We start from the raw sequence: 13,770 nt of genomic DNA on the forward strand, positions 1-13,770 counted from the left end.
CCTCGCCGGTTCAATTGACGCTCAGCCCGCTCTCGCGGCGCAGTTTGTCACCCGCCGGGTGCAGCGCCTCGCGCAGGAAACCGAAGCCAAAGCCGCTGCGGCGATCCAGGCGGAACAGGGTGTTGGTGACATAGATGTCATCGCGAATGCCCACCACCTCCACCACTTCGCTGACGCAGCGCCGGCCATCGGGCAGGCGGGTCAACTGGATCACCACATCCAGGGCCGCGCAGATCATCTGCCGCAAGGTGCGTTCGGCGATCTGGCGACCGGTCAGGCCCACCAGGGTCTCCAGGCGCAACAGGGCATCCTGAGCGTTGTTGGCGTGTACCGTACTCATGGAACCATCGTGGCCGGTGTTCATCGCGGTCAGTACATCCAGTACTTCCACGCCGCGGATCTCACCGAGGATGATCCGATCCGGGCGCATCCGCAGGGCGTTGCGGATCAGGTCGCTGGCCTTGACCTCGCCATGGCCCTCGGCATTGGGCGGGCGGGTTTCCAGGCGCACCACATGGGGGTGCCCCAGTTGCAGTTCGGCCACGTCTTCGATGGTCACCAGCCGTTCGTGGGGATTGATCAACTGGCTGAGGATGTTCAGCAGGGTGGTCTTGCCGGTACCGGTGCCGCCGCTGATGAGGATGTTGCAGCGTTTGCCCACGGCCTCCTGGAGAAACTCGAAGATCGCCAGGTCGATGGTCTGCATGGCGATCAGGTCGCTGCTCTTGAGCATGTCCTTGCGAAATTTACGAATCGACAGGCAGGGGCCGTCCAGGGCGATGGGAGGAATGATGGCGTTGACCCGGCTGCCGTCCGGCAGGCGAGCATCGACCATCGGCGAGGACTCGTCGAGGCGTCGACCCAAGGGGGCAAGGATCCGTTGCATGACCCGCTCAACGTGGTGGGCGTCGATAAAACGCAGGTCGCTCTGGTGCAGCACGCCGTCGCGCTCGACGAATACCCGGTGCGGGCCGTTGACCAGGATCTCGGTCACCGCCGGATCGCGCAGCAGCACTTCCAGGGGGCCGAAGCCGGTCAGCTCATCGACGATTTCCTCCGCCAGCCGTTCCATTTCATAGCGGGAAATCGCCAGGTGCATGCGCGCGATGTACTCCGCCACTTTGTCGGTGACGAACTGCGAGAGGTTCTGCCGTGAGCTTTCCAGCAGGTTTTTCCCCGAGTCTTCGATGGCATCGATGATGTAGCGATGCAGTACCAGCTTCAGGCCTTCGTGATCGCTATTGCCCGGTGCCGGACGAGCCGGGGCGCCAAAGAGTTTTTCGCCGCTCATCTGCCCCCCATGATTCTGTTGAGCCAGCCGGCCTTGGGCTTGGGCAGGCCTTCGGAGCGCTTGGCCAGGCGTTCGCCCAAGGTGCGAATGCTTTGGGTCAGGCTCTCCCGGGGGGCCATTTCAAACAGGGTGACTCCCTGGTTCTTGGCGTTCAGGCGCACCTCCGGGCTGTAGGCCAGCACCGCGATCACGTCCAGGCCGAAAGTCTTGCCCAGGGTTTCGGAATCCGGAGTGACGGCGCGCAGGTAGCGGTCCACCAGCAAGCGGGCGTGCTCCAGTTTCATGCCCTTTTCGCGCCAGTGATTGAGGACCGCCAGGTTGCGCCGGCAGTCGAGGACATTCTGGTCGGTGCACCAGATCAGCTTGTCGCAATGACTGACGAAGGTCCGCAGAGCCTCGCTGTCGGGCTGGCCAACGAGGTTCACCACGATGTGCTGGAAGTGCTGGCGCAAGGCGCTGAGCAACATGTACAGCTCGGCTGCGCTGGTGTGTTCCAGGGGCTCGTCGTGACTGGCGTAGGCGAGGATGCGCAAGCCGGCTTCAGTGCTGGTGAAGGCGCTGTCGATCAGGGTGGTATCCAGGCGCCGCAGGTGGCGCAGGGCATCGCCGAAGTGGAACGAACTTTCCAGCCCCAATAGTGCCAGGCTGTCGCCACGGGGCAGGCCGAGGTCCAGCAGCAGGGTTTGCTGGCCACTCTTTTGCACCACCAGGGCCAGGTGCCCGGACAGGAGTGCGCCGTCGCTATCGGCTTGCACGCCGTAGAGCACGGTCAGGCCGCCCATCTGGGTGTTGGGCGTCACTGCCGGCAGGCGTTTGCTCAAACGTCTGACCAGACCAGCAACTTCGCTGGAACGCGAGCCGTACGCGACGAAGTCCCGGGCGCCGGCACGCATGGCGTTGAGGACCAACTGGTTGTCCATGCCATCGCCGAGGGCGACGATCGCCAGCATCGGCTTGGCTTCCAGGGCCCCTTCGATCAGTGCGGCCTGGGCCACCACATGCTCGCGGTCGAGGCCGACGAATACCAGGTTGGCGAAAGTCACGTCCACCAGCGCCAGCAACTCGTCGAGGCTGCCATCGGCCCCTACCACCTGGCCCAGGGGCGCCAGGGCGCCTTGCAGCCACTCAAGATCGGTGCTGTTGCGGGTGATGGCCAGGAACGTCTGGCTCATGTTCTGGCTCATTGCGATAGCCCGCTGCGCTTGTCGAAGTTGCCGTTCTCGAGGAAGAACATGCGATAGAAGTTCGGGTCGTAGCTGCGCAGGCGTTCACCGGGCAAGGCCGGCAGCTTGGCATCGGCGGCCAGGGGCTGGACCAAATGCGGAGTGACCACCATCAGCAGCTCGCGCTCTTCGCGATTGATCGTCGAGTCGCGGAAAAAGGCCCCCAGTACCGGGATGTCCCCCAACCCGGGAAACTTGTTCACCAGGGAACTGTTGCGGGTGCTGATCAGGCCGCTGATGACGAAGCTCTCGCCATCGGCCAGGGAGATGCTGGTGTCCGTGCGTCGTACGGTCAGCGCCGGTACCACGGTCCCGGCGATGGTCACGCCGTTGCTGTAGTCCAGCTCGCTGACCTCCGGGGCCACTTTCAGCGAAATGCGACCGCTGTCGACAATGGTGGGGGTCAGGGTCAGGCGGATACCGAATTCCTTGTATTCGATGGTCACGCTGTTGCTAGCGGTGCTGGGCACCGGAATAGGGATTTCGCCACCGGCCAGGAAGCTTGCGCTCTGGCCGCTGAGGGCCACCAGGGATGGCCGGGCCAGGGTGTAGGCGAAGCCGCTGCCTTCCAGGGCGTTGATCAGGGTCAGCACTCGGCCGTTGCCGAAGCCGATATTGAAGGTGCCGTTGTCCAGGGGGATGTTGGTCCGCCGACCACCGAAGGTCGGGGTGACGCTGCCGGCGGTGCCGGTGGTGACGGGAGCGGTGCCAGGGGAGCCGAACAGGAAGTTGTTTCCGCGGCCGAAGATCGAGGCACTGGCTTCCTTGAGCTTGGTGCGGCTGACCTCGACGAAGCGGATATCGGTCTGTACCTGGCTGGGCAGCAACGGATCATCGCTGATTGGCAAGCCGCTGGCGGTCATGTCGGCAGTGGCCCGGCCGCGGACGAACACCATGCTCTGGCGTGGAGTGCTGGAGCAGGAGGTCCAGACCATCAGGCTGGTGGCGCCGGGAGCCATGCCCGTGAGCAGAAAGGCCTTGTTGCCGTTGGCGTGGACATCGGCAACTTTTGGATCGCCTACTGCCAAGCGAGTGATGACCACCGGGGACTGCAGCTCCTGTTGCAAACCTTCGCCGACTTCCAGCACGGCCGGCAACGGCGCCAGGCTCGAGCAGCCCGACATTGGCGCGGCCATGGCCGGGTTCCAGAGCCATTGGCCCAGACTCAGCGTCAGCAGTGTGGTGAACAGCGGCATGGAACGACTGCGCATGTCATGCATCCTTGCTCGATCAGGGGGTTTGTTGAGAGACCTGGTTGCCCCGGATGACCTCCACCGCCGAGCGTGGTCCGCCACCTTGGGCGAGCGGGCTACGGGGAGCTTTGCCGAGGGCCAGTTGAGTGAACTGGAACAGGTTGCTGTTGGCTGCATCGAGGTGGCCAATGGCGTCCTCGTTGCCGGCCCAGTAGTGGGCCAGGCGCTGCTCCTCGCTGCTGCGCACGGCCAGTCGCAGCACGCCGACCTGGGTGGCGAGCATCAACCGGCTCAAGAGCTGCTCGGGTACGGCCAGAACCACCGTGCGGGCGGCGATCCGGCGCTGGTCCTGCTTGAGCTTCTCCTCGCGGGTCACCGCCGGGGCGGCGGGCTGTCCGTCATTGGTCAGTCCCAGTTGCTCGCCCACTGCCAGTACCCGCATGGCGGGCACGGCGATCTGTGCCGATTGCTGTGGATTGGTCGTGTCCTGACGCAGGAACAACAGCACGTCGACATAGTCCCCGGGGCTCAGTTGCCCGGCGGCGCCGATGACTTCATCCACCGCTACCGCCAGGGCTCGCTCATCGCTGCGGATCATTCGTGCCAGGGTGCCACCGGTCTCGAAGCTCTGGGCGTTGAGCCAGGTGCCGGCACTCAGTTGTCGCCAGGGCGTACGGCCCACCGCCTGATCAATGGCACTGAGGCTGCCGGCAGGTGCGGTGCGCAGTTTTTCCAGCGCCAGATCCGCGGCGGTGAGTGGAACGAAAGGTGGCACATCGCGCACCAGTACCACCACGGGTTGGCGGGTCTGGTCTTCGGCATTGTTGGTGACTTGTTCGACGACACGGGGGGCCACCGGTTGAGCCGGTGGTGCCGGTTCGGGTTGACGGCTGAGGACCAGGCCCCAGTAACCGAAAAACACCGCTCCGAGCAGCAGAAGTCCAGCCAGACCCATGGTGACGCGACTGTTCATGAAGGCTCTCCCTATCCTGCTGCACCACCAGCCCGTGATTCCAAACGAGTTAATTTCGCAATCAGGCAGCTATGAACATGCAACTATTTCGCTATGTGAAGGTAGTAGAGCTAGGACGAAATGCCATTAAGTCGTCGAAAAATAGCTAACAAAAGTATGAGTTGATTCAACGGGGCGAGTTTTTTGGCGCCAACCATCCGATTAATACTTTGTGATTAATCAGTTCTTACAGTTGCTGGGCCGGGCTTTGTTGACAATGCTCAGGTGGCACCGGGGAATTTTGCCCAGTGCTGTTCCAGTGGCGCCGTCTGGCGCAAAGGAGAGCTAGGATGATTCTTCAATATTTGTTGCTCAGGGCGCGCCTGTTTTTTGACCGCACCGAAGGCGCATCCGCGATCGAGTACGCGATTGTCGTAGCGATGGTGGCAGTGGTGGTCGTAGCGTTCGTGACCCCTCTGGGTGATCGTGTACTGGCCATCTTCAACAACATCCTGACCAGCCTTGGAGGCGACGCCGTCACCCGGCCTGACCCTTGATCAGCGGAGTGGCCCAGGTGAGCAGCCGCTGGGCAGCGCTTTCGACAGACCTTCAAGCTACCCCCGGTTCCGTGCAGGCCTTCGGTTTTCCAGAACCGAAGGCCTGCTAGCGGTTGCGTCACGGGTGGCCTGATGTTCGATGGCTGCGTTCAACCACGGGCGTGACGCTCACTCCAGGGTACTGTCCATGACCTTCCCTCAACCCACACGTCAGCAATTGCTGCTGGTGGACGACGAAGAAGATGCGCTGATGGAACTCGCCGAGCTGCTGGAAGGCGAGGGTTTCTGCTGCTTTACCGCCACCTCGGTGAAATGTGCTCTGGAACACCTCACCCAGCATCCAGATATTGCTTTGGTGATCACGGACCTGCGCATGCCGGAAGAGAGTGGCCTGTCGCTGATCAAGCGTCTGCGCGAGCACACCTCGCGCCAGCACTTGCCGGTGATCGTCATGTCGGGGCACGCCGACATGGATGACGTCAGTGACCTGTTGCGCCTGCAGGTCCTGGATCTGTTCCGCAAGCCGATCTATTACGTGCGCCTGCTGGAAACCCTCAATAATCTGTTTCCCCAACCCCGGCTGCATGTCGTCGGTCCCTGACCTTCAGGCTTGCTCGGTCTTTTTTTATCGGCAAAAAAAGACCTGCTGGGGAGCAGGTCAAAATCACCCAACTGTTCAGAGTTGATAGCTGAAACTCAAGGTATAGCGAGGACGGCGGTTGTAGGTGTCCAGGGCTTCATCGGACATGGGCTTGGCGGCCTCCAGGGCGATGTTGTAGTGCTTGGTGTCGCCGAAGCGCAGGCCCACAGCCGCCGATGACAGGTTGCTGCCCTTGACCGGCAACTGGTTGAACCAGGTCTTGGAGCGGTCCAGCACGACATAGGGTTGCAGTACCCGGACCCAGGGTCCCTCGCGACGGAAGCTGTAGTTCACCTCATAAGCCACGCCCCAACCCTTGTCACCGGTGGCCTGGTCATCGGGATAACCCCGCGCGAAGTTCTGTCCGCCAAAACTGGCCCGTTCACTGTCTGGCAGATTGTCGTCGCTCCAGTACAGGGCTGCGGAAAGCACCCCCTGCCAATTGTCGAAGAAACGGTCGCTCTGTACCCCCGCCACACGCAGGCGGAAGAAATCCAGATCGTAGAGTGCGTTGTTGGTCTTGGCTCCCATGCTGTCCAGGCCCTGGTAGAGACCGGCGCTGAGGATTCGCAGTTGGCGCGGATCGGATTTGCTCCAGTCGCTCTCCAGCGCCAGGGCGCGGATATCGGTTTTCTCTTCCAGGGTCAGGGGGGCGTTGTTCAGCCGATAGCGGGTCTTGTCGTTCACTGCATACAGGCGTGTACCGGCGGTGAGCATCTCATTGGGCGAGGCGATGAAGGGGTGGCTGACGCCGATGGAGAAACGGTCGTTTGCGCGATGGGGCTCAAGCTCCAGGCCATTGCCCAATTGCACGTTGCTTCGCGGATCACTGCGGTAGCGCGCACCGTAGAGGCTCAACTGCGTGCCCTCGGAACCCAGCAACTGGCTGTAGTCCAGGCGGTAGTAGTGTTCCTTGTCCTTGCCCGGGGGAAACAGTCCGCTGAGGCTCAGCTGTTCGCCCCAGGCCGTTTGCGAGCTGCTGGTAATACCCACCAGGGCCTGCAGACCGTTGCGATTGTCGTCGGTGCTGTTGAGGGTGGTGCTGATGGACTTGCGGCTGGCCACGGCGACCAATTGGGTCGCACCGTCGGTGGTTCCCGGTGGGGGCACCACCGCTTGCAGGGTCACGCCCGGTACCCGGCTCATCAGAGTGGTATAGCGCTCGAAGGTCTTGCGGGTCAGCGGGCGTTCGGCCTTTAGCTTGCTCACCAGCTTGTCCAGATAGGCGGACACCGGACCGATGTCGCCCTGCAGCTGGTAGTCCCTGATGTAGCCCTCCACCAGCACCACCCGCAGGACACCCTGGTTGAAGTTCTGCTGCGGCATGAAGGCGTAGGACAGCAGGTAGCCGTCGTTCTGGTAGCGTCGGGTGATCTCACGAGTGGCTTCGATCAATTGAGCGAAGCTGGTTTCATGGCCGATCAATGGCTGGTAGATCGCCGCCAACTGCTCAAGAGGGTAGACCGTGCCACCCTCGATCTGGACCTGACGCACCGTAACCTTGGTGCCCATCATCAGCGGCTGCTGCCCTTGGGGGGCGACGGGTTGCTCAGGCATCTGCAACTGCGGTGTAGCCGGGCGGTAGGCGTCCACCGGCAGGTTGGGTTGGGGCAGGTTGGTAATGCTGTCGTTACTGTTGAGAAAACGGGGAAGGGAGTCGGCGTAAGCGGAGGTACAGCATCCAATCAACAACAAACTGGCCAACGTGCGCATAGGACACTCCATGGTCAAGCCGCAGCGATGCTAAAAGTCCTCATTCCATGCATCGTTCAAGGTCTGAGCCCTGATCAGGTGCTGGAGGGTGATGCTCTGGATAAACAAAAAGGCGAGAGATTCATCTGAACCTCTCGCCCTCAACCAAGCGTAGGCGCTGTAGGTGAGGCCGTCGAATCGGCCAGGTGCAAATTATTTCCTGCCGCCCAGGGCGCCGGTCAAACCACCCAGCGCACCACCCAGGCCACCGTTGAGACCTGCTCCTGCAGAAGCGCTGCCGTTGGCGCTGGCTCCGACGCCGAGCCCGGCCCCACCGAGCAGACCGCCGCCGGGGGCAGTGCCGCCGTTGACCAGACCGCCGACCGAGGCCACGGTGCTGCCCACTGCGCCGAGGGTGCCGCCCAGGGCGCCGCCGACCTGATTGCCGCCTATGCCACCGGCAACAGTGGTACCCACATTGCTCACAGCCCCGCCCGCTTGGCCCAGCAGACCGCTGACCGCGCCACCCAGGCCGCTGGCTGCGCCCACTTGCTGGGTCAGGCCGGTGACGGAGCTGGTGACCGGATTCAACGCCGAACCCAGGTTTACGCCGACACTGGCCAGGGGCGCGGTGACCACCAGGTTGGGAGTACCTGGGCCGCCCAGGGCTCCGCCCACCGAGGCGATCAGGCCGCCCACCGCACCGGCGGCGGCACTCCCTGCGCTGACAGCGCCATTGGTGTTGCCGGTGTTGATGCCGTTGCCGAGATTGGCCACTGCACCGCCTACGACTTCCAGCATGCCGGTGCCGCCCAGGCCAGTACCGCCACCGTTGCTGCCACCGCTTCCGGTGCCGCTCCCGGACTTGCCGACGTAGCCTCCTGCGCTGTTTACCGCGCCGCTGGCGTTGCTCAGGGCATTGCCCAACAGATCGGTCACAGGGTTGCCATCACCGGTATCGCTGACCTTCTCGCCGGTATCATCCACAGCATCGCTCACGCCTTTGATCAGTCCCTTGACGGGGGCGCCCAGGCCGGTGGTGCTGCCCACCTTGTCGGTCAGGCCTTCTGCCATGCTCACTACCGGTACCAGTACCTTGTCACCCACACCATCGGTCAGGGTGCCTACTGGGCCGCTACTGGTGACGGTACTCAAGGTGTTGCCCAGCATGGTCACCCGGGTGCCGACACCGCTGAGTACCGGGGCCACCCTGGTCACCACGCCACCGACGACCGGAACGCTTTGGGTGGTTGTCGCCAGTTGCCCGCCAAGATCCTTGACTCCGGTGCCCACATCGCCGACCACGTTGCCGACGGTGGCCGTGGTCTTGCTCAGGGCCTTGGGATCGCTGCCCAGTTTGCCAAGGCCGTTGGTCAAGCCCTCACCAACGCTGTCCACCACATTACCGGTAGTGTTGACGGCACTGCGGGCCAGGCCGCCGACCACTGGAACCGTTGCCAGAGAATCGCCCAGGGCGCTGATGCCGTCGCCGACACCGCTCACGGTAGTACCCACGCCGGACGCCACGTCGGCGGTCACCAGGGTGCTGGGCGTGCCACCGGTTCCGCCATCGGTGCCACCACCACCTGAGCTGGCAGGAGAACTGCTCGAGCCACTCTTATGACCACCACCGCCGCCGCTGCAGCCCGCCAGGCTGAGGGTCAGGATCATCGTCAGTGCTGTACACGCTTTCCATCCGAATTGAGTTTTCATGAGAGGTATCCCTTGCACCTATTACAACGTTCGTTGTTTTCGATAGCTCTCCAGTTCTATTGCTGGAGATACCGTCGTCCGTTGTCTACATAAAAGGCGCGAGAGACTTTTTGAACAATTATGAACTTGGTATTAATGAGTTTTATTCTTGGTTTTTTACTGCTTTAAAAGTGACTAGTTTGAAAGTATTGTTTGTGAGGTTTGTGTATTTTAAGTTGTTATTAATCAATGTCTTGTATCTATGGGTGGCGCGGCTGCTCGTGAGCTATAAACGAAAGTTATATATATACAATTAATGGGTTTTATTTTGTTTTCTGCTCGAGAGAACGGCAGTTTTCTAAGATTCTATTAGTGGCTGTCGAGGACTTTCAAATCTGCGCTGGCCTATACTGCGCGGCCGAATTGCTGTTGGAGCCTGTGATGCCTAGTCCAATCTGGTGGCTGTTGTGCCTGCCGTTTTTCGCTGGTGCCTTTCTGGCCCTGCAAGCCGGAATCAATGGTCAGTTGGCCAAGCAGGTCGGCGGTGTGCTGGCCGCAGCACTGATTTCCTTTTTTGTCGGTACTGCAGCCCTGTTGATCCTGGTGTTGATGCAGCGTGAGATGCCCTCGTTGAGTGCCCTCAAGGGCCTGACCTGGTGGCACTGGTGTGGCGGCCTGCTGGGGGTCTTTTTCATCACCACCGCAGCTTTTGCCGGGCCACGGATCGGCGCCTTGCTGTTCATGGCTCTGGTGCTGGCGGGTCAGTTGAGCATGGCCCTGGCCCTGGACCACTTTGGTTGGGTGGGCTTTCGCGAGGCGCCGGTGAGCCTCGGCAAGATTGCCGGATTGCTGCTGATCGTCGCCGGTGTAGTGCTTATTCGCCGGGGGTGATGAGGGCTCAGGCGATGGGCTGCCAGCGACCCTGCATATGTTGCAGATCGCCATTGCCCAGTAGCTGGAGTTCGCCACTGGACCCTGCTGCGCTGGCCAGCAGGCGGACGGTTCCGGGCAGCAGCACGGGCTTGATGAAATGCACCGACACTTCGATATTCGCGGCCGGCAGGTGCTCGCTCAGTGCCGCCAGGGTCATGGCCTTGTTCCACAGACCGTGGGCTATGGCCTGGGGAAAGCCAAACAGGCGGGCACTCCAGGCGCTGAGGTGGATAGGGTTGTAGTCACCAGAGACCCTGGCGTAGCGCCGGCCGATATTGCTTTCGGCCTGCCAGCGGCTCACCTCGTTCAGGCCTTCGCCCAATGGTGGGAGCGGCGCGACAGGTTCTCCGGGCACCTTGACGGTGCGACAGAGCATCTGGCTTTCGGCTTCCCAGAGTGGCCCCAGCAGATCGTCCACGGTGGTCAGCAGATCGAACACCGCCCCCTTGGCGTGAGGTTGCAGGTTGTCTACCCGGACACCGATGCGCACGCTGCTGACGTTGCCCATGGGGCGTAACACTCGAATCCGGTTGGCCAGATGAACCAGCCCCAGCAACGGGAAGGGGAAGTTCTGGGCAGTGAGCAGCTGCATCTGCAGGGCGAAGGCCAGCACATGGGGATAGGTAGCGGGAAGCAGGCCGTTGTCGGCAAAACCGCAGACCTTGCGATAGGCCGCCAGCTGTTTGGGCTCCAGGCTGATCCAACAGCGTAGGCCATCTTCGGGCAACTCGATGCCATTGCTCCGCCGTCTCAGCGCCGCCTTGAGAAACAGCGGCGGCAAGAGCGCAGGCAGGTTCAGTTCATGCCAGTGCGTTGTCATCTTCAGGCTCCCAGGACACTTTGGCCACACACCCGCAAGGCTTGCCCGCTGACCGCGCCACTGCCCGGCTGGCCGAGCCAGGCCACGGCCTCGGCGACGTCCTGAGGCAGGCCGCCCTGGCCCAGGGAACTCATGCGGCGTCCGGCTTCGCGCAAGGCGAAGGGCACCTTGGCGGTCATCTGGGTCTCGATGAAGCCTGGCGCCACGGCGTTGATGCTGATGTCCCGGGCCTTGAGCAGCGGTGCCCAGGCCTGGGCCAGGCCGATCAGCCCGGCCTTGCTGGCGGCGTAGTTGGTCTGTCCGCGGTTGCCGGCAATGCCGCTGATGGAGGCCAACAGGATCACGCGTCCGTGATCGTGCAGCCGGCCGCTGTCGAGCAGGGCCTGGGTCAGTACCTGCGGGGCGTTGAGGTTCACCGCCAGCACGGCGTCCCAGAACTCGGCGGTCATGTTGGCCAGGGTCTTGTCCCGGGTGATCCCGGCGTTGTGCACCAGAATGTCGATGCCCTCGGGCAGTTGTTCGAGCAACTGGGCCGGGGCGTCCTCGGCGCAGATATCCAGGCCGATGGCGCGTGCGCCGAGACGGGCCGCCAGAGCGTCCAGGTCGGCCTTGGCCTGGGGCACATCCAGCAACAGCACCTGGGCCCCGTCCCGGGCCAGGGTTTCGGCGATGGCCGCGCCAATGCCCCGGGCCGCGCCGGTGACCAGGGCCTTGCGCCCGGCCAGCGGGCGGCTCCAGTCCTGGACCTGACTGGCGCAGGGCTGCAAGTGGATCACCTGCCCGGAAACATAGGCGCTCTTGGGCGAGAGAAAGAATCGCAGGGCGCCTTCCAACTGCTCTTCGGCGCCCTCGGCCACGTACAGCAGTTGCAGGGTGGCGCCGTTGCGCAGCTCCTTGGCCAGGGAGCGACTAAAGCCTTCCAGGGCATGCTGGGCGCTGGCGGCAAAGGGCTCTGCCAGGGTGTGCGGAGCACGTCCGAGGATCAGCAGATGGGCGCTGGATTCAAGGCTGCGCAGCAGCGGCTGGAAGAACTCCCGCAGTTGCTTGAGTTGATCGGTATGCCGCAGTTCGCTGGCATCGAAGACCACGGCCTTGAGCTTGGGCCCATGGCCGGGAATCCAGGGCGTGGCCAAGGCCGGATCGGTGCCGTAGCTGTAGAGCGAATCGGTCAGGCGCGGTGCCAGGGCGCTCACCTGTTGGGCCATGGCGCCGCCACCGATCAACAGAGCGCCTTCGATGGGCCGCAGGCGGCCGGCCTGCCAGCGCTCCAGACGTACCGGTGACGGCAGGCCAAGGGCCCCGACCAGGCGCTGGCCGATGGACGAATTGGCGAAGTCGATATAACGGTCGGACATGGAACGCACTCCGCAGGCTGGGGTTCAAAGTGTGGACCACGAATGGCCCCGAGTCGTTCGATCTGCGAGAAGCCTCCTACGCTAGTGGGAGAGGTACTCACCGAAGTCGCACTCATAGAATAGGGAGCTTTCCATGACACAGCTGCGTCGCGTCGCGATTATCGGCGGTAACCGCATTCCCTTCGCCCGCTCCAACGGCCCGTATGCCACGGCCAGCAACCAGGCCATGCTCACGGCCGCCCTGGAGGGCCTGATCGAGCGTTACCAGCTCCACGGCCTGCGCCTTGGCGAAGTGGCGGCGGGGGCGGTGCTCAAGCACTCGCGGGACTTCAACCTGACCCGGGAGTGCGTACTGGGTTCGCGGCTATCGCCCACCACCCCGGCCTACGACATCCAGCAAGCCTGTGGCACCGGCCTGGAAGCGGCCTTGCTGGTGGCCAACAAGATTGCCCTGGGGCAGATCGACTGCGGCATCGCCGGTGGCGTCGACACCACCTCGGATGCGCCGATCGGGGTCAACGAGGGGCTGCGGCAGATCCTGTTGCAGGCCAATCGGGCCAAGACTACCGGCGACAAGCTGAAGATCCTGCTGCAGTTGCGGCCCCATCACCTCAAGCCGGAACTGCCGCGCAACGGCGAGCCGCGCACCGGCCTGTCCATGGGCGAACACTGTGAACAGATGGCCAAGACCTGGAATATTGCTCGTGGCGAACAGGACCAACTGGCCCTGGAAAGCCACCAGAAGATGGCCGCCGCCTATGCCGAAGGCTGGCACGACGACCTGCTCACCCCCTTCCTCGGCCTGACCCGGGACAACAACCTGCGCCCGGACCTGACTCTGGAAAAGCTCGCCAGCCTCAAGCCGGCCTTCGATCGCAGTGCCGCGGGCACCCTCACCGCCGGTAATTCCACGCCGCTGACCGATGGCGCCTCCCTGGTGTTGCTGGGCAGTGAACAATGGGCCCAGGAGCGCGGCCTGCCGATCCTCGCCTACCTGCGCGATGGCGAGGCTGGCGCGGTGGACTTCGTCAAAGGCGCCGAAGGTCTGCTGATGGCCCCGGTGTATGCCGTGCCGCGCTTGCTGGCGCGCAACGGGCTGAGCCTGCAGGACTTTGATTATTACGAGATCCACGAAGCCTTTGCCGCCCAGGTGCTGTGCACCCTCAAGGCCTGGGAGGACGCGGATTACTGCAAGACCCGCCTGGGCCTCGACGCGCCTCTGGGCCGCATCGATCGCGCCCGGCTTAACGTCAAAGGCAGCTCCCTGGCGGCGGGCCACCCGTTTGCCGCCACCGGCGGGCGCATTGTCGCCAACCTGGCGAAGTTGCTGAGTGTGGCGGGGCAGGGTCGTGGGCTGATTTCGATCTGTGCGGCGGGCGGACAGGGTGTGACGGCGATCATCGAACGCTGAGGTTCGTGGTG

The 13,770-nt window shown here is 63.1% G+C and carries 12 protein-coding genes; 4 read left to right on the plus strand and 8 right to left on the minus strand.

Annotated elements, in window-relative coordinates; genetic code table 11:
- Positions 1-10 precede the first annotated feature (10 nt).
- Genes J5M73_RS15345 through cpaB form a run of 4 tightly spaced genes read right to left on the minus strand, consistent with a single transcriptional unit; the run spans position 11 to position 4,680 of the window.
- Entirely contained in the window at positions 11-1,291 is a 1,281-nt protein-coding gene (locus J5M73_RS15345) for a CpaF family protein (protein ID WP_102863014.1), read from the minus strand.
- Complete coding sequence (locus tag J5M73_RS15350) at positions 1,288-2,475, minus strand: pilus assembly protein (RefSeq protein ID WP_207815842.1); 1,188 nt, start codon at positions 2,473-2,475, stop codon at positions 1,288-1,290. The genes J5M73_RS15345 and J5M73_RS15350 overlap by 4 nt, the downstream gene beginning before the upstream one ends.
- A complete protein-coding gene (locus tag J5M73_RS15355; RefSeq protein WP_102863016.1) occupies positions 2,472-3,725 on the minus strand; it encodes a type II and III secretion system protein family protein in 1,254 nt (417 codons plus the stop codon). Before J5M73_RS15355 ends, J5M73_RS15350 begins: the two co-directional genes overlap by 4 nt.
- 19 nt (positions 3,726-3,744) lie before the next feature.
- Positions 3,745-4,680, minus strand: a complete 936-nt coding sequence (cpaB, locus tag J5M73_RS15360; protein ID WP_102863017.1) for a Flp pilus assembly protein CpaB — start codon at positions 4,678-4,680, stop codon at positions 3,745-3,747.
- 329 nt (positions 4,681-5,009) lie between these two features.
- Here cpaB and J5M73_RS15365 point away from each other — a divergent pair, with 329 nt between their 5' ends.
- Together J5M73_RS15365 and J5M73_RS15370 are read left to right on the plus strand one after the other, a co-directional pair.
- Complete coding sequence (locus J5M73_RS15365) at positions 5,010-5,216, plus strand: Flp family type IVb pilin (protein ID WP_102863018.1); 207 nt, start codon at positions 5,010-5,012, stop codon at positions 5,214-5,216.
- 187 nt (positions 5,217-5,403) lie between these two features.
- Positions 5,404-5,817, plus strand: a complete 414-nt coding sequence (locus tag J5M73_RS15370) for a response regulator (protein WP_102863019.1) — start codon at positions 5,404-5,406, stop codon at positions 5,815-5,817.
- Between the two features lie 75 nt (positions 5,818-5,892).
- Here J5M73_RS15370 and J5M73_RS15375 read toward each other — a convergent pair whose 3' ends face one another.
- Both J5M73_RS15375 and J5M73_RS15380 read right to left on the minus strand, forming a co-directional pair.
- On the minus strand, positions 5,893-7,569 hold the full coding sequence (locus J5M73_RS15375) for a POTRA domain-containing protein (protein ID WP_102863020.1): 1,677 nt from the start codon (positions 7,567-7,569) through the stop codon (positions 5,893-5,895).
- A gap of 192 nt (positions 7,570-7,761) precedes the next feature.
- Positions 7,762-9,261 carry a collagen-like triple helix repeat-containing protein gene (locus J5M73_RS15380; RefSeq protein ID WP_102863021.1) on the minus strand — a complete coding sequence of 500 codons (1,500 nt, stop codon included), beginning with the start codon at positions 9,259-9,261 and terminating at the stop codon, positions 7,762-7,764.
- A gap of 420 nt (positions 9,262-9,681) precedes the next feature.
- Here J5M73_RS15380 and J5M73_RS15385 point away from each other — a divergent pair, with 420 nt between their 5' ends.
- Positions 9,682-10,131 (plus strand): DMT family transporter, encoded by a 450-nt coding sequence (locus J5M73_RS15385; RefSeq protein WP_102863022.1) that lies wholly within the window; start codon positions 9,682-9,684, stop codon positions 10,129-10,131.
- A gap of 7 nt (positions 10,132-10,138) precedes the next feature.
- On the opposite strand, the gene J5M73_RS15390 is transcribed toward J5M73_RS15385, so the two are convergent.
- Positions 10,139-10,993 carry a MaoC/PaaZ C-terminal domain-containing protein gene (locus tag J5M73_RS15390; RefSeq protein ID WP_102863023.1) on the minus strand — a complete coding sequence of 285 codons (855 nt, stop codon included), beginning with the start codon at positions 10,991-10,993 and terminating at the stop codon, positions 10,139-10,141.
- 2 nt (positions 10,994-10,995) lie between these two features.
- Positions 10,996-12,348 (minus strand): 3-oxoacyl-ACP reductase, encoded by a 1,353-nt coding sequence (locus tag J5M73_RS15395; RefSeq protein ID WP_102863024.1) that lies wholly within the window; start codon positions 12,346-12,348, stop codon positions 10,996-10,998.
- 133 nt (positions 12,349-12,481) lie between these two features.
- Here J5M73_RS15395 and J5M73_RS15400 point away from each other — a divergent pair, with 133 nt between their 5' ends.
- Positions 12,482-13,759: an acetyl-CoA C-acetyltransferase gene (locus tag J5M73_RS15400; RefSeq protein ID WP_102863025.1), complete on the plus strand. Its 1,278-nt coding sequence runs from the start codon at positions 12,482-12,484 to the stop codon at positions 13,757-13,759.
- The last annotated feature ends 11 nt before the right edge of the window (positions 13,760-13,770 follow it).

Origin of the sequence: Pseudomonas sp. 50_B (genome assembly GCF_017491625.1) — a bacterium.
GTDB classification, from domain to species: domain Bacteria; phylum Pseudomonadota; class Gammaproteobacteria; order Pseudomonadales; family Pseudomonadaceae; genus Aquipseudomonas; species Aquipseudomonas danubii.

Excerpts from the sequence above, each read along its gene's own strand:
- J5M73_RS15400 (WP_102863025.1), top strand. The coding sequence starts at position 12,482 with ATGACACAGCTGCGTCGCGTCGCGATTATCGGCGGTAACCGCATTCCC.
- J5M73_RS15345 (WP_102863014.1), bottom strand. The coding sequence starts at position 1,291 with ATGAGCGGCGAAAAACTCTTTGGCGCCCCGGCTCGTCCGGCACCGGGC.
- J5M73_RS15390 (WP_102863023.1), bottom strand. The coding sequence starts at position 10,993 with ATGACAACGCACTGGCATGAACTGAACCTGCCTGCGCTCTTGCCGCCG.
- J5M73_RS15370 (WP_102863019.1), top strand. The coding sequence starts at position 5,404 with ATGACCTTCCCTCAACCCACACGTCAGCAATTGCTGCTGGTGGACGAC.
- J5M73_RS15365 (WP_102863018.1), top strand. The coding sequence starts at position 5,010 with ATGATTCTTCAATATTTGTTGCTCAGGGCGCGCCTGTTTTTTGACCGC.
- J5M73_RS15350 (WP_207815842.1), bottom strand. The coding sequence starts at position 2,475 with ATGAGCCAGAACATGAGCCAGACGTTCCTGGCCATCACCCGCAACAGC.
- J5M73_RS15375 (WP_102863020.1), bottom strand. The coding sequence starts at position 7,569 with ATGCGCACGTTGGCCAGTTTGTTGTTGATTGGATGCTGTACCTCCGCT.
- J5M73_RS15395 (WP_102863024.1), bottom strand. The coding sequence starts at position 12,348 with ATGTCCGACCGTTATATCGACTTCGCCAATTCGTCCATCGGCCAGCGC.
- J5M73_RS15380 (WP_102863021.1), bottom strand. The coding sequence starts at position 9,261 with ATGAAAACTCAATTCGGATGGAAAGCGTGTACAGCACTGACGATGATC.
- J5M73_RS15355 (WP_102863016.1), bottom strand. The coding sequence starts at position 3,725 with ATGCGCAGTCGTTCCATGCCGCTGTTCACCACACTGCTGACGCTGAGT.
- J5M73_RS15385 (WP_102863022.1), top strand. The coding sequence starts at position 9,682 with ATGCCTAGTCCAATCTGGTGGCTGTTGTGCCTGCCGTTTTTCGCTGGT.
- cpaB (WP_102863017.1), bottom strand. The coding sequence starts at position 4,680 with ATGAACAGTCGCGTCACCATGGGTCTGGCTGGACTTCTGCTGCTCGGA.